The sequence below is a fragment of the Halobacillus naozhouensis genome, assembly GCF_029714185.1.
Classification (GTDB): domain Bacteria; phylum Bacillota; class Bacilli; order Bacillales; family Halobacillaceae; genus Halobacillus_A; species Halobacillus_A naozhouensis.
On sequence record NZ_CP121671.1, the window covers coordinates 2,034,130 to 2,054,268 of the forward strand.

The following is a 20,139-nucleotide window of genomic DNA, read 5'->3' on the forward strand; positions in this document are numbered from 1 at the left end:
TATAGGAGGTGGATCTTTTATGGGGAAAAAAAGAAAAACGAAAGGTAAATCAAGAAAAAAACGATCAGCCCTCAAAGAACAACTCCAACTTGAGTTGATCGGTTTATTGTTTTTATTTATAGCGGTTTTCGGAAGTGGAGCTTCTATTATTAGCGATGGAGCCATCCCTGGAGGCCTTGAACATTTTTGGCAATTTATTTTTGGTGTGTGGTATTTTGCTGCCTCACTGTTTTTCTTAATAACAGGCATTTATTTAATGGTGAAACGAAAGTGGCCGCAACTTTTACATAAACGTATGATCGGTATCTATTTTATCTTCACCTCGCTGCTTCTATTTACACATGTAGAAACGTTAGCAGACGAGCTGCAAAACGGAAGCGGGTCAGTATTCGGCTTGACGTGGGACCGCCTGACTGGAATGATGACAGGGGAATTCCCTGTTACTGCAATAGGCGGCGGTTTAACAGGTGCTTTTTTACTGCTGATTACCTATTACTTGTTTTCTTCAATTGGCGCCATTATCGTTTCCATTTTCTTGTTCCTTGTCGGGATTATGTTTGTAACGGAACGATCGATTGGTGACCTATTAGCAAAAAGCTGGGAAAAGACGAAAGAGATTTATACAAATGCACGAGAACAGTCACAAACTAGACGGGATACAAAGAAATTGTCCGATCCTCAGCCGAAAAAGGAGACTGCCAGTACTGTCGATGTACTGGATGAACCTCGAGGGGATCTTGAGGAAGAGCACCCTGAACCTATTATTCAGGATTTTACGGAACAGGCTTATCAAAAGCCGCAAAAGAGTGAGTCAACTCCTGACGAGGAAAAAGAGGACCAAGTCCTCGAAAAATCGGTCTCAACCGCTGAACTTGAGAATCCTGACTACAAATTGCCTGGTATGGATTTATTAGATGAGCCGACCTCGAGCCCCCAGAGTCAGGGGAGATCACACATTCAAGCAACAGTCAGGAAACTTGAAAAAACCTTCCACAGCTTTGGTGTAAAGGCAAAGGTCACAAAAGTTCATGTCGGACCAGCTGTAACTAAATATGAGGTTTACCCTGATGTCGGGGTGAAGGTAAGCAAAATCGTCAATTTAAATGATGATCTTGCCCTAGCGCTCGCGGCAAAAGATATTCGTATTGAGGCACCGATTCCAGGTAAATCAGCCGTCGGTATTGAAGTTCCGAATACCGAAGTCTCCATGGTATCATTGCGGGAAGTGCTGGAAACAGGCAGAACCAAGCCAGATGCGAAGCTCAGCTTTGCCCTGGGCCGTGATATTTCTGGAGAAGCGGTTATGGCAGAGCTTAATAAAATGCCCCACTTGCTTGTAGCCGGGGCAACAGGAAGCGGGAAAAGTGTCTGTATTAATGGAATTATCACCAGTGTGCTTATGCGGGCGAAACCTCACGAAGTGAAGATGATGATGATTGACCCGAAGAAGGTTGAGCTCAATGTCTACAATGGTATTCCTCATTTACTGGCACCTGTGGTGACGGATCCTAAGAAGGCTTCACGCGCGCTTATGAAAGTCGTTTCAGAAATGGAAAGAAGGTATGATCTGTTTTCAGATTCTGGAACGAGAAATATCGAAGGATATAACGAATATATCCGGAATCATAACAAAGAAAACGATGATGATCAGCCATTTTTACCGTACATTATTGTACTCGTTGACGAGTTAGCCGACCTTATGATGGTTGCTTCAAATGATGTGGAAGATGCGATTACTCGATTAGCGCAGATGGCCAGAGCTGCCGGAATTCACTTAATCATTGCTACTCAGCGTCCTTCTGTCGATGTTATAACAGGGATAATCAAAGCCAATATTCCTTCGCGAATTGCTTTTAGCGTTTCTTCTCAAACCGACTCGAGAACGATATTAGACTCAGGCGGTGCGGAGAAATTGCTCGGACGAGGTGATATGTTGTTCACCCCTGTTGGATCTGGGAAACCAACTCGTGTTCAGGGTGCGTTTTTATCAGATGAAGAAGTGGAACGCGTTGTCAACTTCTGTGTGGAACAGCAAAAAGCTCAATACCAGGAAGAGATGATTCCGGAAGAAGAAAGTGAAGTGAAACAGGAAGTTGATGATGATTTATACCCAGATGCTGTACAGATGGTCATTGAGATGCAAAGTGCCAGTGTTTCTATGATTCAGCGCCGTTTCAGGGTTGGCTACACGAGAGCTGCCCGTTTAATAGACGCAATGGAAGACAACGGAATTGTAGGACCATATGAAGGAAGTAAGCCGAGAAATGTTCTTGTCTCGGAAATGAAAGAAGAACAATCCAGCTAAACTGTCGTACTCGTACGGCAGTTTTTTTATGGGCGATAGATTAATTAGAAAAATTGAAACATTCTAATTAAACAAACATGTCCAATATTCGATAAAAATGTCCTGATTCTATTTATTTATTTCTTGAAAAGTGTTATATTAATTTCGAATATGATGTGTCGAACGTCAGATGTCAGATCTCTTACCTATAGGCAAATAGACTTGGAGTGAAGGTTATGTCCATCAGGCAGGATACTCGCCATCTGTACTTACAGGTGATCGAGCAAATAAAACGAGATATAGAAAACGGTATTTTTTTGGAAAAAGAAAAACTGCCTTCTGAATTTGAACTCTCCAAATCATTGGGGGTTTCAAGAGCTACTTTAAGGGAGGCCCTGAGAATTCTGGAAGAAGAAAGTATTGTAACCAGAAGACACGGGGTAGGTACTTTCGTAAATCCAAAACCTGTTTTCACTTCAGGCATTGAAGAGCTTGATAGTGTGACAGGAATGATCAGGAAATCCGGCATGACTCCGGGGTCGCAATATCTCTCAGCAGAACTAGTTGAGCCAACAGAGGATGACCGGGGGCGGTTTGCACCGGCCGTGTTACATAAATTAGCTAGGGTGGAACGAGTTCGAACAGCTGATCAGCAGCCAGTCGTTTACTGTACAGACAGGATTCCAGAAGGGCTTATTCCCCTTGAACAGGTTAGAGAAGCAGACTCCCTATTCGGAATCTTAGAGAGATATACAGGTAAAACCATCAGTTATGCTGTCACCCACATTGAGCCAATCGGCTACCATGAAAAGATCTCACCGATATTAAACAGTGAACCTGATCAAGCTTTATTATTATTAAAGCAGATGCACTATACGAAAGATGATGAGCCTGTTTTACTTTCGTCCAATTATTTCAGAGCAGATAAGTTTAGTTTTCACGTACTGCGTAAAAGGGTGTAAGGGTTTTCAATAGTATGACATATTAAAAATTTCGAGGAGGTGAGGCAGCCTACTGAGAGGAGGCTAAAAATTTTTTGTTTGAATTTTCACAATAATTAACAAATTAGGGGGTATTCATGTTGAAAAATCGTTTTCTACTCGTTTTCGCACTCTTATTGTCTTTAGGTTTAGTTCTTGCAGCTTGTGGAGGTTCATCGAACGAAGAGAGTTCAGGCGGAGAAGGTGGTGAGTCTGCTGAAGGAGGCGGCTCAGACTTTTCTGTAGCCATGGTAACAGATATTGGCGGGGTTGATGACAAATCATTTAACCAGTCAGCATGGGAAGGATTACAGGCATTTGGAGAAGAGCAAGGTCTTGAAGAAGGAAAAGGCTTTGATTATGCTCAATCCGAAAGTGATGCCGACTATACAACAAACTTAAACCGTCTTGTACGTCAAAAGTATGACCTTATCTTTGGAATTGGCTATCTACTGCAGCCTGCCATTGAGGAAGTAGCCGGTCAATATCCGGAAACGAACTTTGCGATCGTTGATGCTGTAGCTGAGGGTGATAACATTGCGAGTATTACCTTCAAGGAGCATCAAGGTTCTTTCCTGGCGGGTGTTGCAGCAGCCAAGAAAACAAAGTCTAACAAAATTGGTTTCGTAGGTGGCGTAGATGGAGATTTAATCAATAAATTTGAAGCTGGCTATGAAGCAGGCGCTAAATCTGTTAACCCTGATATCGAAGTAGATGTTCAGTATGCAGAGAGTTTCGCGGCAGCAGATAAAGGAAAATTGATTGCAGCGAATATGTATTCTAAAGGAATCGATGTGATCTATCATGCGTCCGGCGCAACTGGTAATGGTGTTTTCGCACAAGCGAAAGATATTAAGAAAAACAACCCTGAAAAAGATGTTTGGGTAATTGGTGTTGACCGCGACCAATATGAAGAAGGGCAAATTGGGGAAAACAATGTAACCCTTACTTCTATGGTTAAGCGTGTAGACATCGCTGTTCAAGACGTATCTACACAAGCTATGAACGGTGAATTCCCTGGCGGAGAAGTTTTAGAATATGGTTTAGAAGATGATGCCATCAGCATCGCTCGTACCAATAAAGAAGCCCTTACAGAGGAGATCGTTAAGGCAATCGAAGAGTGGAAAAGTAAGATTGTTAACGGTGAAGTAGAAGTACCGAGTACCCGTGAAGAATTAAAGACATATGTAGAAGGACTATAGGTTCCGGACTTAAAATTATATATTTTCTTTCTATTTTAGAAAGATTGGCTCTTGGGTTGATGGAACATCAATCCAAGAGTCGAATATGTGGAAATCATCAAGTGAAGAGTATGTTCCGGCCCTCTTCATTTGATGATTTTTTTCAAGACTAAATGACCTGGGGATTAGATTAATAGAGAAAAGAAGTGGGGGAGAAACATGGAGTACGTGATAGAGATGCTCGATATTCGTAAGGAGTTTCCTGGAGTAGTAGCGAACGATAAGATTAACCTCCAAGTGAAAAAAGGTGAAATACATGCTTTGCTTGGTGAGAATGGTGCAGGAAAATCTACATTGATGAACGTTCTATTTGGCCTCTACCAGCCGGAAAGAGGCGAAATTCGTGTTAAAGGCGAGAAAGTTCATATTACAGATCCTAATATTGCTAACGGTCTAGGGATTGGAATGGTTCACCAGCATTTTATGTTAGTCGATACGTTTACAGTTACTGAAAATATTGTGCTTGGAAGTGAACCGCGTAAGGGAGCTTCCGTTAATATTAAAAAGGCGGAACAACAAGTTAAAGAACTATCTGAACGCTACGGTTTGAATGTCGATCCTAAAGCTAAAATTCGTGATATTTCTGTAGGAATGCAGCAGCGTGTAGAAATTTTGAAAACGCTTTACCGAGGAGCGGAGATTCTAATCCTTGATGAGCCTACTGCTGTGCTCACCCCTCAGGAAATTAACGAACTCATCGCTATTATGAATAGTTTAGTAGCTGAAGGTAAATCGATTATTTTAATCACTCATAAACTAAAAGAAATTATGGAAGTTTGTGATCGCTGTACGGTAATTAGAAAAGGGGAAGGAATAGGTACTGTTGAGGTGAAAGATACGAACCCGACCGATCTGGCTTCTTTAATGGTCGGTCGTGAAGTGAGCTTCACAACTGAAAAAACGAAAGCAACTCCTAAGGAAACGTATTTATCTGTTAAAGACTTATATGTCAAGGACGTCCGCGGCGTTGAGATGGTTAAAGGCTTAAATCTTACTGTGAGGGCTGGCGAAATCGTAGGGATTGCCGGGGTAGACGGTAATGGCCAATCCGAATTAATTGAGGCGATTACTGGTCTCCGTAAAAGTACATCGGGTGAAATTAAATTGCATGACAAAGTAATCAGCAATTTAACACCACGAAAAGTCACTCAATCTGGGATTTCCCATATTCCTCAAGACCGCCATAAGTTTGGCCTCATACTGGACTTTCCAATCGGTGAGAACATGGTGCTGCAAACCTACTATCAGGAACCTTTTTCTAAAAAAGGTGTTATGAATTATAAAAATATCTATCAGAAGGCGCAATCACTTATTGAAGAATATGACGTGCGGACACCAGATGAGCACACGAAAGCACGCGCCCTCTCTGGCGGTAACCAGCAAAAGGCGATCATCGGCCGTGAAGTCGATCGATCACCTGATTTAATTATTGCGGCTCAACCGACGCGAGGTTTGGATGTAGGAGCCATTGAATTTATTCATAAGAAATTAATTGAAGAACGAGACAAAGGCAGAGCGGTGCTGCTCCTATCCTTCGAACTGGATGAAATCATGAACTTAAGTGATCGTATCGCAGTCATGTTTGATGGACAGGTTGTGGCTGAAGTGGAACCTGAAGAAACCGATGAACAGCAGCTCGGTCTTTTAATGGCAGGAAATGCATTAAAGAAAGCAGGTGCTGAGTAGATGTTTTCGAATCGGACCATGAATATTTTAATACCGATCATTTCGGTTCTCTTAGGCTTGCTCTCTGGAGCAATCATCATGCTTTTCTTCGGATATAACCCGATTAAAGGTTATGCGGCTCTTTGGAACGGTGCATTTGGTGATGCCTACTTTTTTGGTGAAACGTTGAGACAAGTCACCCCCTATATTCTTTCAGGACTTGCTGTTGCCTTCGCCTTGAGGACAGGTTTATTAAATATTGGGGTGGAAGGTCAAGTGTTTGTCGGCTGGCTTGCGTCTGTTTGGGTAGGGGTAGCTTTTGAACTTCCAGCCATTATCCACTTGCCGTTAGCCATTTTTGCTGCAGCGTTAGCAGGCGCATTCTGGGGTTTTATCCCAGGGATTTTAAAAGCGAAGCTCGGTGTTCACGAAGTTATCGTAACCATCATGATGAACTATATTGCTTTGTACGTTACCAACGAAATCGTTCGGAATGTCATCACAGATGGGGAAGATAAAACAGAGCGAATTGCTGAGACAGCTTCACTCGCTTCCCCATGGCTTGCTGAGATCACTTATTATTCCCGGCTTCACTACGGGCTGCTCATTGCTTTGTTTGTCGCTTTTATTATGTGGTTCCTTTTAAATAAAACAACGACAGGCTTCGAATTGCGTGCTGTCGGTTATAACCAGCATGCCTCACAGTATGCAGGGATGAATGTCAGCAGAAATATTGTGTTAGCTATGGTTATTTCTGGTGCTTTTGCAGGCCTTGCCGGAGCGATGGAAGGTCTAGGCACGTTTGGGTATCTTTCAGTAAAATCAGGCTTCACCAATATCGGATTCGACGGAATTGCTGTTGCTTTACTGGGGGCCAACACTGCATTAGGAGTCGTATTAGCTGCCTTCTTATTCGGTACCTTGAAAATCGGGGCCTTGAATATGCCTACAGCATCAGGTGTTCCAACAGAGCTTGTGGAAATCGTCATTGCTTTAATAATCTTTTTTGTGGCATCAAGCTATATGATTCGTTGGATCATTTTACGATTTAAGAAGGAGGGGAAATAAATGAGCTTTTTTGAAATATTGCAATCGATTATCCCGCAAGCTGTCTTCTTTGCGGCCCCTCTTATCTTTACAGCTTTAGGCGGGGTATTCAGTGAACGATCAGGAATCATTAACATTGGTCTCGAAGGATTAATGGTGATGGGAGCATTTGTCGGAATCGCGTTTAATCTGGCATTTGTCGATGTGTTCGGAAACTGGACCCCGTGGGTATCGATTCTGGTCGCGATGGTCGTCTCAGCTATTTTCGCGCTTGCTCATGCTGTAGCCTCGATTACGTTTAGAGCAGACCAGGTAGTTAGTGGTGTAGCGATTAACTTTCTTGCCTTAGGTATCGGTCTGTTTTTGACGAAGCAATGGTATGGAAAGGGACAGACTGATATGGTTGAACGTCCTTTTTATACAACTGATATCCCTGTGCTAAGTAAAATCCCGATCATTGGCGATTTGTTTTTCTCGGGCATGTATTTAACGTCTTATTTTGCTATCCTATTAGCATTTGTCGCCTGGTACATTCTATTTAAAACCCCATTTGGTTTACGATTACGGTCTGTAGGGGAACATCCGATGGCGGCTGATACAAATGGAATTAATGTATATGCCATGCGATATGTTGCGGTTATGATCTCTGGTGCCCTCGGGGGTCTCGGCGGGTCAGTGTTCGCTTTAACCATTGCATTGAACTTTTCCCATGCTACCATTGTCGGACAAGGTTTCATGTCTCTGGCAGCCGTTATTTTTGGAAAATGGCATCCACTTGGAGCCCTTGGTGCTGCGTTATTCTTCGGGTTCGCCCAGAGCTTAAGTATCGTAGGATCTGGTATCCCATTATTAAGTGAAGTACCGCAGATCTTCTTGCTGATTGCACCGTATGTCTTGACAATTCTCGCTTTAGCCGGTTTCATTGGCAGGGCAGAGGCACCTAAAGCTTTAGGGGAATCCTATATTAAAGGAAATCGCTAATTTATTTGCCCGGTACGATCGTGCCGGGCTTTAATTTTTTACTTTTTCAATTATTTATCTTAGCATTAGAGTTGACCTCATATGGATGAATACATGGAAGTACGTTCATAATAGAAAAGAAATGATGAGGAGGATGTTAGAAATGAAAATTACCAAAGAAACAGTACGGGATAAGCAAGGGTACAGACTACATATTCTACCAACTACGAAGTATAAAACGGTTTCTATTGTTGCCAAGTTTAAGGCACCGCTTAAAAGAGAAGGAATCACAGAACGGGCGCTGCTTCCTCATGTTCTGCATAAGGCTACCAACAACCATCCTAACGTTAGGTTGCTGCAATCTGCTTTGGAAGATCTCTATGGAACAGGATTTTCTAGCGATGGCTCCAAAAAAGGGGAAAATCACGTGCTTTCCTTTCGAATGGAAGTCGTTAATGAATCTTATTTAAATGAAAGTGAACCGATATTGGAAAAAGCATTAAACATATTCCATGATGTTTTATTTAACCCTAAAGTCGTAGACAACGGCTTTGACGAGGCAATTGTAAAAAGAGAAAAACAAACTCTTGAGCAAAAAATTACTTCCATTAAAGACGATAAAATGAGCTATGCCAACCTTCGTCTAATCGACAATATGTGTGAAGAGGAGCCATATTCATTACATGTTCATGGCTATTTAGAGGATTTAAAGAAGATTACCGCAAAGTCTTTGTATGAACATTACCTTGGTATGATTGAAAATGATGTATTGGATGTGTATGTCATTGGAGGGGTAGATGAAGCAGGAATTGAAGCACTATCAGACCAAACGTTTACCCGTGTCAACAGTGACAATCAAGGGGAGCACCTAGAGTCAGAACCATTTCATCCAACGGAATCTAAAGAAATTGTCGAGCGGGAAGAAGTCAATCAGGGCAAGCTACACATCGGCTATCGTACACACATCAAATTTGGCGACGACGATTATTATGCCTTGCAGATTTTCAATGGCTTATTCGGTGGTTTTCCTAGTTCTAAGCTGTTTATGAATGTAAGGGAAAAACACAGTCTGGCATATTATGCAGCTTCCCGATTCGAAAGCCACAAGGGGCTGCTCCTCGTCTTCAGCGGAGTTGACCCGAAAGATTATAACCAGGCGAAATCAATTATTTTAGATCAAATGGAAGCGATGAAACAAGGTGATTTCTCAGACGAACAAGTAACCGATGCAAAAGAACAAGTTGTGAATCAACTACAGGAAACGATGGATAATGCGAACGGTTTAATTGAGGTCCTGTATCATCAAATGCTTTCTGGCTCTACTATCCAGTCAGAAGAACTTATGGAAAACATTCGCAATGTGACGAAAGAAGATGTGGTGAAGGTCGCGGAAAAAATAGAACTTGATACGATTTACTTTTTAACAAGTCAAGAGGGAGGGGACGAATAATGGAAGCATTAACATATAAGCAGTTAAATGAGACCGTGTATTCAGAAACGATGGAAAATGGTTTACAAGTGTTTTTACTGGCCAAGCCTGAGATGGCCAAAACATTCGGCATTTTCACAACAAATTATGGATCCATTGATCAAACCTTTACCCCAATTGGAAAAGAAGAGCAAGTGACAGTTCCAGAAGGGATTGCTCATTTTCTTGAACATAAGCTGTTTGAAAAAGAAGACCGTGATGTGTTTCAGGATTTCACGAAACAGGGAGCATCTGCTAACGCTTTTACGTCGTTTACTAAGACGGCATACTTGTTTTCTGCAACTAGTCAGATTGAAAAAAATGTAGAAACATTATTAGATTTCGTTCAGGACCCTTATTTTTCTAAGGAATCAGTTGAGAAAGAGAAAGGGATTATCGGTCAGGAAATTCGTATGTACGATGATCAGCCAGATTGGCGTTCTTTCTTTGGAACGATTCAAAGTCTTTATCACAAACACCCAGTCAGGGTAGACATTGCCGGCACGGTTGATTCGATTGAAGATATTACGAAAGATGACCTTTATACGTGTTATGAAACGTTCTATCACCCTTCCAACATGGTGTTGTTTGTAGCCGGTAATATCGAACCGGAGAAGATGATGGAACAAATTCGCAGCAACCAAAATCGGAAAGAATTTAAGGGAATACCAAAGATTGAACGTTTTTATCCGGAGGAACCAGCGGAAGTAGCTAAATCCGAAGCCTCTATTACCATGCCGGTTACGACAGCAAAAGCAATGATTGGTGTAAAAGAGGATGTATCGGCACTTGACGGCGCAGAACTTGTAAGGGCTGAACTGTTGTCTGGAATGATACTTGATTATTATTTCTCCAAAAGTGGAGAATTCTACGAACAGCTCTATAAAGAAGATTTAATTGATTCCAGCTTTCAATATGAAACCGAATTAGATCGACAATTTGGCTTCACCATCCTTGGTGGAGATTCAAGAAAACCTGATGAGTTAGCGGCCCGAGTAAAAGAAATGCTTCACCAGCTCAAAGACAACCATATTTCAGAGGAAGATTTTAAACGTATGAAACGTAAAAAAATCGGTCAATTCATGCGGGCCTTGAATTCAATGGAATTTATCGCTAATCAATTTACGCATTACCATATGCTAGGTGTTGATTTGTTCGACGTCCTTCCAACCATTGAATCACTTACGACCAGCGATGCCGATCAGTACGTCGAGAATTGGATAAAAGAAGACAGCATTTCAGTCTTCCAGGTGAACCCACAGACCAATGCCTAAGCGTTGTTTAATCATTGGAGCCAGCGGTGAGATCGGCATCCAGACCACAGAGTTATTGGCTGCTGAAGGATATGCCGTGGCGGTTCATTATCATAAAAATCAGCAACGGATAATGGAGCTGAAGCAGCGGATTTCGAGCCAGCAATGGTTGGGTGCTTACCAAGGAGATTTATCTACTGCCACCGGCCTTGATGCGTTAATCGGTAAGCTGCCCTTGGATTTTGACGCTATTGTGTTTGCCCAGGGTAATCACTCTAACCACTTGCTTCAGGACATGAGTGCTTCTGAAATGGATAAGATGTATTTTGTCCACGTTAAATCAGTATGGCTCATCACCCACCACTTGCTTCCGTCAATGATTTCAAATAAGTCAGGAGAAATCGTCGTTGTGTCGTCAGTTTGGGGAGAAGAAGGCGCCAGTACCGAGGTGGTTTACAGCTCGGTGAAAGGGGCACAAATTAGTTTTGTAAAGGGATTAGCCAAGGAAACAGCTCCCAGTAATATTCGTGTGAATGCAGTGACCCCTGGGCTGATTGCAACCAAAATGAACGACCACTTGGCAGCTGAAGACTTAGATTCATTAGAGAGTGAAATCCCGTTAGGCCGTTCAGGGATGGGCTCGGAAGTGGCGCAGGCGATCTTGTTTTTATTAAGTAAACGCTCAAGCTATATAACTGGTCATATTCTCCGTGTCAACGGCGGCTGGTATTAAAATAGTGATGTATAAAAACATTCTGGCTACCTCATACTAATCATGAAAAACATTACAGTAGGAGGTAACATGAATGTCTGTACTTGACAACTTTGAATCTTTCAAATCTTTCCTTGGTGATCGCATGAACCAAGCGGAAGGACAAGGGATGAACCATAGTGCTGTAAACGAAGTCGCTTATGAGATTGGTGATTATTTATCAAAAAATGTTGAAGCTAAAAATGATCAGGAAGCAGTTCTTCGTGAGCTATGGAACGTTGCTGATGAGAAAGAGCAGCATGCTATTGCAAACATGATGGTTAAACTTGTTCAGAATGACAAGCCACAATCATAAAACGACAGAAACCGCGCAGAGAATTTTTGCGCGGTTTTTTTTTCGATCAATAATCGGAAGAACTCCGTTTCAGTCTTTCTAATTAAGGGAAAATCATTTATGATATATAGTAGAGTGTTTTATTTTGTTTTTACAAAATGCGACATTTTTTCCAGAGGAGATGTGTCATGGAGAAAAAAGAATGGTATTTAGAATATGAAATCCAATATAACCGTCCAGGATTGCTTGGAGATATTTCGTCACTGCTTGGAATGATGGCGATTAATATAGTTACGATTAATGGGGTGGAGAATTCTCATAGAGGGATGCTTCTGCTCTGCAAAGAGGAAGATCAAATTACTCGGCTTCGGTCGATATTAAATACAATGGATACCATTAAAATAACTAAATTGCGCAGGCCTAAACTGAGGGATCGGCTAGCCGTAAGGCACGGTCGTTACATACATAGTGATATTGATGACAGAAAAACATTCCGATTTAACCGGGAGGATCTTGGGCTGCTTGTAGACTTTATGGCTGAACTGTACATGAAAGAGGGACATAAGCTGATTGGTATTCGTGGTATGCCGCGCGTAGGGAAAACTGAATCTGTTGTAGCGGCTAGTGTATGTGCGAATAAACGCTGGTTATTTGTGTCGAGCACGTTACTTAAGCAAACGGTCAGGAACCAGTTGATCGAGGAAGAGTATAACGAGGATAATTTATATATTATAGATGGAATTGTCTCTGCGAAAAGGGCAAGCGAGAAACATTGGCAACTTGTAAGAGAAATTATGCGTCTTCCCGCTGTAAAAGTAATTGAACATCCAGATATATTTGTTCAAGAGACTGAGTATAAAATGGAGGACTTCGATTATATTATTGAACTTAGAAGCAATGAAGATGAAGAAATTACGTATGAACCAGTAGAAAAGCGAGGAATGAATAGGGATGGCTTTTCTATGTTTGATTTTTAAAAATGGATGGTGTTACAAATGGAGATTGGATCTCGATTAAGAGAAGCGAGAGAAGCAAAGGAATTGACACTTGAAGAAGTGCAGAGTACGACAAAAATTCAAAAAAGATACCTTCAGGCGATTGAGAATAATGAGTTTGGCATCCTTCCAGGGAAGTTTTACACCCGGGCATTTATCCGGGAGTATGCTTCAGCAGTTGGATTGAACCCTGAGCAGGTGATGGAGGAACACAGCAGTGAACTCCCAACTACAGAAGAGGAGCCTGTTGTGACGTATAGCCGTGTGCAGAAGGCTAAAAGTGAATCGAGTTCTAACAAAGCCGGCGGTTTTGCTAAATCCTTTCCGAGGATATTGTCGATTCTTCTGTTAGTTATTGTGGCTATCGTAGCCTACTACTTTATTACAGAAGGAACAGACTCGAATGAAGGGGCCAATGAACCGAAAAATGAGGATCAGGTAGCTGTTAGAACGAATACGGAGTCTCAAGAAAATACTTCAGAGGGAGATCAATCTCAAGACCAACCTGCTAACGAATCTGCTGATGACAATCAGGAAAAAGACCAGACTGAAGATAAGAAAGAAACGATTGATGAAGAACCGGCGATTGAAGTAAGCCAAGTTGAAACAGGCTCAGGTTCTTTCCCGATGCATACGTATGAAGTTACCGGAGCAGAGGAAAGAGAACTCACCCTCGAATTTACAGGGAAGACTTATGTAGCTGTCCAAGCTCCTCAAGGCGGCGAAAACCTCATACCACCTGACGTTTACACGTCTGACGATAAAACGATGAATATGGATATTTCTGAATACGAACAAGTATATATTAAAACGGGTTCGGCCCCTGGTCTGACCGTGAAAGTTAATAATAAAACCATGGAGTTCCAAGGAGACAAACTAACACAAAAACTATTAATTAATTTTAAATAACAATGGTGCTGTCCTTTAGATGACTGGAATCAATAAGCATGGTAAAATGACTTGTTGACTTCAGGAAGGACAGCATTCTGTTTTTAACGATAGGAGTGGAAGTTAAGGTGAATTTACCAAATAAGATTACGTTATCAAGAATTTTTCTCATTCCCATTTTTATTGTGTTGATGAGTGTCCCTTTTCAATGGGGAAATCTCCAAATCGGCCATGCAGTATTGCCTGTTTCCCATTTAGCTGGGGCTTTATTATTTATTATTGCCTCTACAACGGATTGGATAGACGGTTATATTGCCCGTAAACATAATCTTGTAACCAACTTAGGAAAGTTTCTCGATCCTTTAGCTGATAAGTTGTTGGTTAGTGCGGCATTGATTTTGTTAGTGCAAATTGGGTTAGCCCCAGCGTGGATCGTGATTGTCATTATCAGTCGCGAATTTGCTGTTACAGGTCTTCGTCTGGTGGCAGCAGGGGAAGGGAGTGTGCTAGCTGCTAGTCAGATGGGTAAACTGAAAACATGGATTCAAATTGTGTCAATTTCTCTACTTCTTTTGCACAATTGGCCTTTCGCCTACATCGGGTTTCCAATGGGAATCATTGCCCTGTACGCGGCGCTTATCATAACAGTCATATCAGGCTATGACTACTTCGTGAAAAATTGGCACGTTATGAGGGATTCCAAATGAAGACTGAAATCATAGCTGTCGGCACAGAACTTTTATTAGGCCAAATCGCTAATACGAATGCCCAGTGGATTTCCAGGATATTAGCTAAATATGGTGCTTCGGTTTATTTTCATGGTGTCGTGGGGGACAATATGGAGCGGGCCGTCAAAACCTTCGAAGTGGCGAGTGAACGTTCAGATGTGATCATTGTTACCGGAGGGTTAGGCCCAACAGAGGATGATTTAACCCGTGATGCAGTAAAGCCGTTGCTAAAGCAAAACTTAGTCATTCATGAAGAAACCCTTACAAAAATTGAGGCCGTTTATCAAAATAATAACCGTCAGATGACCGCTAATAATCGAAAGCAGGCATTAGTTTTCGAACATGCTAAGGTCTTGCACAACGCAGAGGGGATGGCACCTGGGCAGATAGTGAAATACGAACAGACTTTATTTGTATTCCTGCCCGGTGTGCCTTCAGAAATGAAGAGTCTAATGGAAAACCAAGTACTGCCTTATTTAATTGAGGCTTTTACGTTAGAATCTGAAATTGTTTCAGAAATGCTGAGATTTATAGGGATTGGTGAATCGGCTCTAGAGCATAAACTAGAAGATATGATTGCACAGCAAGTAAATCCGACTATTGCGCCGCTTGCATCTGAAGGCGAAGTTGGACTGAGGCTCACTTCTTCAGGTGCGGAGGCCAAATCAAAAATAGCGGCGCTGAAAAGTGATATTTTGCAGCGGGCTGGTGAATTTTACTACGGAAGTGATGATCTTACCATTGAAGAAAAGGTGAGGGATCTACTTAAGGAAAACAAGCTGACCTTAGGTTCTGCCGAGAGCCTGACAGGAGGGAAGTTTATAGAACGACTTATTTCCCTTCCCGGAGCGTCAGAAGTTTGTGAAGGCGGACTTGTGGCCTATACCCCTTATGCTAAGGAAAATGTAATCGGCGTACCATCCGACCTTATTACACAGCATGGAACAATCAGTGAAGAGTGTGCCAAGGTTATGGCAATTCAGTCTCAAAAACGTTTAAATGTCGACGCAGCTATTAGTTTTACAGGGGTTGCCGGACCTGACAGGAGCGAAGGTCAGGACCCAGGGGTCGTGTACATTGCTCTTCAAGTTGGAAGAAGAGCTCCCTTTGTAAAAAGGTATCATTTCGAAGGCGGCCGCGATAAAGTACGGCTTCGTGCTGTCAAAAAGGGTTACGAACTGGTTTTTCATTATTTAAAAAATCTATAAATCTTAAATAACTGCACTTTCGTATTAAATATACTTCATTTTTGCTCAAAGAAGAAATCAATAATTGGGTAAATTTTGATCTTGAAAAAAAGGGAACATTTATTCGCTTTTTAGTTGGCAAATCCTTAAAAACAAGTTATGATGAGAGTAGCAATTTTGAAAGGGGAATATTATGAGTGACCGTAAACAGGCATTAGATATGGCGTTAAGACAAATTGAGAAGCAATTTGGTAAAGGGTCTATTATGAAACTAGGTGAACAAGCTGAACAAAGAATCAGTACGGTGTCCAGCGGATCTCTCGCCCTCGATGTGGCTCTAGGTGTGGGCGGGTATCCCCGTGGAAGAATTGTTGAGATATATGGTCCGGAATCTTCCGGTAAAACAACTGTAGCCCTCCATGCTATTGCTGAAGCTCAGAGACAGGGTGGACAAGCGGCTTTTATTGATGCGGAACATGCGCTTGACCCAGTTTATGCTCGTGCGTTGGGTGTAGATATTGAGGAACTATTGCTGTCACAGCCCGATACAGGAGAGCAAGCTTTGGAAATTGCTGAAGCTCTGGTACGAAGTGGCGCTGTGGATATGGTAGTAGTTGATTCAGTCGCTGCGCTTGTACCGAAGGCTGAAATTGAAGGGGAAATGGGAGATGCTCACGTAGGTCTTCAAGCACGTTTAATGTCCCAAGCTTTGAGAAAACTATCCGGTGCAATTAATAAATCGAAAACGACAGCAATCTTTATTAATCAAATCCGTGAAAAAGTCGGTGTAATGTTTGGGAACCCTGAAACCACACCTGGTGGTCGTGCCCTTAAATTCTATTCATCTGTAAGACTCGAAGTACGTCGTGCTGAAACCTTGAAACAAGGTGACGAAATGGTGGGGAACAAAACAAGATTAAAAGTAGTTAAAAACAAAGTAGCTCCTCCATTTAAGAAAGCTGAAGTTGACATTATGTATGGAGAAGGAATTTCCAGAGAAGGTGAACTACTAGATATCGGTACTGATCTAGACCTGGTTCAAAAGAGTGGATCCTGGTATTCTTACAATGAAGAAAGAATGGGACAGGGACGAGAAAACGCCAAAAAGTACTTGAAGGAAAATGAAGAGGTATATCAGGAAATTAAAGGATTAGTTCGTGCGCACTACGATATGGACGGCTCCTCTTCCGAAGAGAAAAGTGAAAAGGTCTCTGAGAGTCAAGAATCTCTTGATGTATAACTGAAAGGTGCAGTCCCTCTCTATCAAACTCGTGCTCCTCGCACCCGTTTGAAGAGGGGGACTATTTTTTTAACCTTTTGTGCACCTGGTCTCATCTCCCCTTAAGTTCTTGCAAAACACCTCGCGACTTCGTTTAAATAGACAGACTGTTGGTAATATTTCGATTTGTGGGGGCTTAGATTTGACGATTCCTTGACATTCTACATTCTAAAAGCATAAAATGAATGTGTATCATTTTCATATTTATACCTTATATAAAATGTAATGAAACTGAAAATGAATCGTTTGTACATGCCGACAAACGGACCAAGTTTATAGCAAGAGGAGGTGAACCTATGGATATGTTATCCATCGCCTTCATTTTGCTTGCCCTTATCGTCGGTTCTGTTGTTGGTTATCTCATTCGGAAATCTATTGCGGAAGCTAAAATCTCTAGCGCCGAAGACCTTGCCAAACAAATTGTTGAGGAAGGTCGACGTAATGCTGAATCTGCGAAGAAAGAAGCACTTCTTGAAGCAAAAGAGGAAAATCAAACTTTTCGTCAGGAAGCAGAGAACGAGATTCGCGAGCGCCGCATGGAACTACAGAAAACTGAAAATCGATTAACACAGAAAGAAGAGAATCTTGATCGTAAGAGTGGAACTTTAGATCAGCGTGAATTATCACTCGAAAAGAAAGAGGGGACTCTTGCCGAAAGACAACAACAAATTGAAGAAACGGAAAGCAAAGTGGAAGCGATGCTTCAAGAACAGCAAACAGAGCTTGAACGAATCTCCGGTCTAACATCAGACCAGGCGAAACAGGTTATTCTCGAACGCGTGGAACAAGAAGTATCTCATGAATCAGCACTAATGGTTAAGGAAGCCGAGAACCGTGCCAAAGAAGAAGCAGATAAGAAAGCGAAAAGCATTCTTTCACTTGCCCTTCAGCGCTGTGCTGCCGATCATGTTGCAGAGACTACAGTATCAGTAGTAAACTTGCCAAACGACGAAATGAAGGGGCGGATTATCGGTCGTGAAGGTCGTAACATCCGTACGTTAGAAACGCTTACTGGCATTGATCTTATTATTGATGATACTCCTGAAGCCGTTATCCTTTCAGGGTTTGACCCTATTCGTCGGGAAACAGCACGTATGGCCTTAGAGAAACTTGTTCAGGATGGCAGAATTCATCCAGCACGTATTGAAGAGATGGTTGATAAATCACGACGTGAAGTGGATGATTACATCCGAGAGGTTGGAGAAGAAACGACTTTTGAAATCGGAGTGCATGGATTACATCCAGACCTTATTAAAATTCTCGGTCGCTTGAAATATCGTACAAGCTACGGACAAAATGTTCTTAAGCATTCTACAGAGGTGGCTTATTTATCCGGTCTTCTGGCTGCAGAGCTGGGAGAAGACGAAACGTTAGCGCGCCGCGCAGGACTGTTGCATGACATAGGTAAAGCGATAGACCACGAGGTGGAAGGAAGTCACGTGGAAATTGGGAAGGAATTAGCTTCCAAATATAAAGAGAACGATGTCGTGATTAACGCGATTGCTTCTCACCATGGCGACGAAGAACCAACCTCTGTGATTGCTGTACTTGTGGCTGCAGCTGATGCTCTTTCAGCCGCACGTCCAGGTGCGCGCAGTGAGACACTTGAGAACTACATTAAACGTCTTGAAAAACTTGAAGAGATCTGTGAATCTTATGGCGGTGTTGAAAAGTCATTTGCCATTCAAGCAGGGCGTGAAGTACGGATCATTGTTCGACCGGACGAAATTGACGATTTAACAGCGACTAGTCTGGCAAGGGATATACGTAATCAAATTGAGAATGAACTTGATTATCCGGGCCACATTAAAGTGACAGTCATTCGTGAAACACGTTCAGTGGAATATGCGAAATAATAAATGAAGCGGTCTTTACGGACCGCTTCATTTTCATGTTATCCAATATCTACGCAAAGAAGGGAATCGATTATGAAAATATTATTTATAGGTGATGTTGTTGGGTCTCCAGGACGCACGATGGTTGACGAATATCTTCCTAAGTTAAAACAGAAGTATCAGCCAACGATAACAATCATAAATGGTGAAAATGCAGCAGCAGGAAAGGGCATTACAGAAAAGATTTATCGGCGATTTTTAGAAGTAGGTGCCCAGGCAGTTACGCTGGGGAATCATTCATGGGATAAGCGTGAAGTTTTTGAGTTTATTGATCATGCCGAATATTTAGTCCGGCCCGCCAATTTCCCCGAGGGAACACCAGGGAAAGGTATTACCTATGTCAAGACGCCTAAGGCTGAGGTAGCGGTCATTAATTTACAAGGCCGGACTTTTCTGGCCCCGAACGACGATCCTTTTCGCAAAATTGATAGTTTGATTGATGAAGCTAAACAACGAACTCCTATTATCTTTCTCGACTTTCATGCCGAAGCTACGAGTGAAAAACAGGCGATGGGCTGGTACGTAGACGGAAGGATCAGTGTGAATGTTGGGACCCATACTCATATACAAACAGCTGATGAGCGCATTTTACCAAATGGGACTGCTTATATTTCTGATGTGGGCATGACTGGACCTTACGACGGAATTCTTGGTATGGAACGCGAAGCCGTATTAAAAAGGTTTCTAACGAATTTGCCGGTACGTTTTGAAGTCCCTAAGACGGGAAGAACACAATTGAGTGGGTTTTTGGTAGATGTGGATGAAACCAACGGCCGTGCAACGAAGGTAAAAAGAATTCAAATTAACGAGGACCACCCGTTTTTTGGCTGATTGTTTGAATTTTGCGAAAAGTTCCTGCATAATGAAAAGGGAATATTCTACATCTCCAAGAATATAGTAGTTATGGAACAACTATAGTGAATGAAGGAGGAGCTAGTAATGGAAGTATTAAAAGTATCAGCTAAATCCGTACCTAATTCAGTAGCAGGAGCCCTGGCAAATGTCATTCGGGAACGTGGAACAGCAGAGATTCAAGCCATTGGGGCTGGGGCACTAAACCAGGCCGTGAAAGCGGTTGCGATAGCGCGCGGGTTTGTTGCGCCTAGTGGTGTTGATCTCATTTGTATTCCCGCCTTTACCGATATCATGATTGATGAGGAGGAACGTACGGCAATCAAATTAATTGTCGAGCCTCGTTAATTCCGTCTTTTTAATATGAATTA

At 42.1% G+C, this 20,139-nt stretch carries 18 protein-coding genes; all 18 read left to right on the forward strand.

The annotated features are described in order from the left end of the window. The first annotated feature begins 19 nt into the window (after nt 1-19). The 18 genes from P9989_RS10695 (at nt 20) to P9989_RS10780 (ending at nt 20,116) form a co-directional block, all read left to right on the forward strand. Nucleotides 20-2,305 (forward strand): FtsK/SpoIIIE family DNA translocase, encoded by a 2,286-nt coding sequence (locus P9989_RS10695; protein WP_283078733.1) that lies wholly within the window; start codon nt 20-22, stop codon nt 2,303-2,305. A gap of 215 nt (nt 2,306-2,520) precedes the next feature. Next, nucleotides 2,521-3,246, forward strand: a complete 726-nt coding sequence (locus tag P9989_RS10700) for a GntR family transcriptional regulator (RefSeq protein ID WP_283078734.1) — start codon at nt 2,521-2,523, stop codon at nt 3,244-3,246. Between the two features lie 116 nt (nt 3,247-3,362). Further along, the gene (locus tag P9989_RS10705; protein WP_283078735.1) at nt 3,363-4,466 is read left to right on the forward strand and encodes a BMP family lipoprotein; all 1,104 of its coding nucleotides are present in this window, start codon (nt 3,363-3,365) and stop codon (nt 4,464-4,466) included. 198 nt (nt 4,467-4,664) lie between these two features. Next, nucleotides 4,665-6,191 carry an ABC transporter ATP-binding protein gene (locus tag P9989_RS10710; protein ID WP_283078736.1) on the forward strand — a complete coding sequence of 509 codons (1,527 nt, stop codon included), beginning with the start codon at nt 4,665-4,667 and terminating at the stop codon, nt 6,189-6,191. Continuing rightward, entirely contained in the window at nt 6,192-7,238 is a 1,047-nt protein-coding gene (locus P9989_RS10715; protein ID WP_283078737.1) for an ABC transporter permease, read from the forward strand. Then, nucleotides 7,239-8,198, forward strand: a complete 960-nt coding sequence (locus tag P9989_RS10720; protein ID WP_283078738.1) for an ABC transporter permease — start codon at nt 7,239-7,241, stop codon at nt 8,196-8,198. A 142-nt stretch (nt 8,199-8,340) separates the two neighbouring features. Then, nucleotides 8,341-9,627, forward strand: a complete 1,287-nt coding sequence (yfmF, locus tag P9989_RS10725; RefSeq protein ID WP_283078739.1) for an EF-P 5-aminopentanol modification-associated protein YfmF — start codon at nt 8,341-8,343, stop codon at nt 9,625-9,627. Beyond that, a complete protein-coding gene (yfmH, locus tag P9989_RS10730; protein WP_283078740.1) occupies nt 9,627-10,919 on the forward strand; it encodes an EF-P 5-aminopentanol modification-associated protein YfmH in 1,293 nt (430 codons plus the stop codon). The genes yfmF and yfmH overlap by 1 nt, the downstream gene beginning before the upstream one ends. Next, on the forward strand, nt 10,912-11,631 hold the full coding sequence (gene ymfI, locus P9989_RS10735) for an elongation factor P 5-aminopentanone reductase (RefSeq protein WP_283078741.1): 720 nt from the start codon (nt 10,912-10,914) through the stop codon (nt 11,629-11,631). The genes yfmH and ymfI overlap by 8 nt, the downstream gene beginning before the upstream one ends. A gap of 73 nt (nt 11,632-11,704) precedes the next feature. Beyond that, nucleotides 11,705-11,965, forward strand: coding sequence for a DUF3243 domain-containing protein (locus P9989_RS10740; protein ID WP_283078742.1), 261 nt, complete (start codon nt 11,705-11,707; stop codon nt 11,963-11,965). 167 nt (nt 11,966-12,132) lie between these two features. Further along, nucleotides 12,133-12,921 carry a DUF3388 domain-containing protein gene (locus P9989_RS10745; RefSeq protein WP_283078743.1) on the forward strand — a complete coding sequence of 263 codons (789 nt, stop codon included), beginning with the start codon at nt 12,133-12,135 and terminating at the stop codon, nt 12,919-12,921. Nucleotides 12,922-12,939: 18 nt separating this feature from the next. Next, nucleotides 12,940-13,848: a helix-turn-helix domain-containing protein gene (locus P9989_RS10750; protein ID WP_283078744.1), complete on the forward strand. Its 909-nt coding sequence runs from the start codon at nt 12,940-12,942 to the stop codon at nt 13,846-13,848. A gap of 107 nt (nt 13,849-13,955) precedes the next feature. Continuing rightward, the gene (gene pgsA / locus P9989_RS10755) at nt 13,956-14,534 is read left to right on the forward strand and encodes a CDP-diacylglycerol--glycerol-3-phosphate 3-phosphatidyltransferase (RefSeq protein ID WP_283078745.1); all 579 of its coding nucleotides are present in this window, start codon (nt 13,956-13,958) and stop codon (nt 14,532-14,534) included. Next, nucleotides 14,531-15,763: a competence/damage-inducible protein A gene (locus P9989_RS10760; protein WP_283078746.1), complete on the forward strand. Its 1,233-nt coding sequence runs from the start codon at nt 14,531-14,533 to the stop codon at nt 15,761-15,763. The genes pgsA and P9989_RS10760 overlap by 4 nt, the downstream gene beginning before the upstream one ends. Before the next feature lie 172 nt (nt 15,764-15,935). Further along, nucleotides 15,936-16,982, forward strand: coding sequence for a recombinase RecA (gene recA, locus P9989_RS10765; RefSeq protein WP_283078747.1), 1,047 nt, complete (start codon nt 15,936-15,938; stop codon nt 16,980-16,982). Nucleotides 16,983-17,317: 335 nt separating this feature from the next. Continuing rightward, nucleotides 17,318-18,877, forward strand: coding sequence for a ribonuclease Y (rny, locus tag P9989_RS10770; protein WP_283078748.1), 1,560 nt, complete (start codon nt 17,318-17,320; stop codon nt 18,875-18,877). 72 nt (nt 18,878-18,949) lie between these two features. Next, nucleotides 18,950-19,747 (forward strand): TIGR00282 family metallophosphoesterase, encoded by a 798-nt coding sequence (locus tag P9989_RS10775; protein ID WP_283078749.1) that lies wholly within the window; start codon nt 18,950-18,952, stop codon nt 19,745-19,747. A gap of 108 nt (nt 19,748-19,855) precedes the next feature. Continuing rightward, on the forward strand, nt 19,856-20,116 hold the full coding sequence (locus tag P9989_RS10780; RefSeq protein ID WP_283078750.1) for a stage V sporulation protein S: 261 nt from the start codon (nt 19,856-19,858) through the stop codon (nt 20,114-20,116). Nucleotides 20,117-20,139: the final 23 nt, after the last annotated feature.

Excerpts from the sequence above, each read along its gene's own strand:
- P9989_RS10695 (WP_283078733.1), top strand. The coding sequence starts at position 20 with ATGGGGAAAAAAAGAAAAACGAAAGGTAAATCAAGAAAAAAACGATCA.
- P9989_RS10700 (WP_283078734.1), top strand. The coding sequence starts at position 2,521 with ATGTCCATCAGGCAGGATACTCGCCATCTGTACTTACAGGTGATCGAG.
- P9989_RS10705 (WP_283078735.1), top strand. The coding sequence starts at position 3,363 with ATGTTGAAAAATCGTTTTCTACTCGTTTTCGCACTCTTATTGTCTTTA.
- P9989_RS10710 (WP_283078736.1), top strand. The coding sequence starts at position 4,665 with ATGGAGTACGTGATAGAGATGCTCGATATTCGTAAGGAGTTTCCTGGA.
- P9989_RS10715 (WP_283078737.1), top strand. The coding sequence starts at position 6,192 with ATGTTTTCGAATCGGACCATGAATATTTTAATACCGATCATTTCGGTT.
- P9989_RS10720 (WP_283078738.1), top strand. The coding sequence starts at position 7,239 with ATGAGCTTTTTTGAAATATTGCAATCGATTATCCCGCAAGCTGTCTTC.
- yfmF (WP_283078739.1), top strand. The coding sequence starts at position 8,341 with ATGAAAATTACCAAAGAAACAGTACGGGATAAGCAAGGGTACAGACTA.
- yfmH (WP_283078740.1), top strand. The coding sequence starts at position 9,627 with ATGGAAGCATTAACATATAAGCAGTTAAATGAGACCGTGTATTCAGAA.
- ymfI (WP_283078741.1), top strand. The coding sequence starts at position 10,912 with ATGCCTAAGCGTTGTTTAATCATTGGAGCCAGCGGTGAGATCGGCATC.
- P9989_RS10740 (WP_283078742.1), top strand. The coding sequence starts at position 11,705 with ATGTCTGTACTTGACAACTTTGAATCTTTCAAATCTTTCCTTGGTGAT.
- P9989_RS10745 (WP_283078743.1), top strand. The coding sequence starts at position 12,133 with ATGGAGAAAAAAGAATGGTATTTAGAATATGAAATCCAATATAACCGT.
- P9989_RS10750 (WP_283078744.1), top strand. The coding sequence starts at position 12,940 with ATGGAGATTGGATCTCGATTAAGAGAAGCGAGAGAAGCAAAGGAATTG.
- P9989_RS10760 (WP_283078746.1), top strand. The coding sequence starts at position 14,531 with ATGAAGACTGAAATCATAGCTGTCGGCACAGAACTTTTATTAGGCCAA.
- recA (WP_283078747.1), top strand. The coding sequence starts at position 15,936 with ATGAGTGACCGTAAACAGGCATTAGATATGGCGTTAAGACAAATTGAG.
- rny (WP_283078748.1), top strand. The coding sequence starts at position 17,318 with ATGGATATGTTATCCATCGCCTTCATTTTGCTTGCCCTTATCGTCGGT.
- P9989_RS10775 (WP_283078749.1), top strand. The coding sequence starts at position 18,950 with ATGAAAATATTATTTATAGGTGATGTTGTTGGGTCTCCAGGACGCACG.
- P9989_RS10780 (WP_283078750.1), top strand. The coding sequence starts at position 19,856 with ATGGAAGTATTAAAAGTATCAGCTAAATCCGTACCTAATTCAGTAGCA.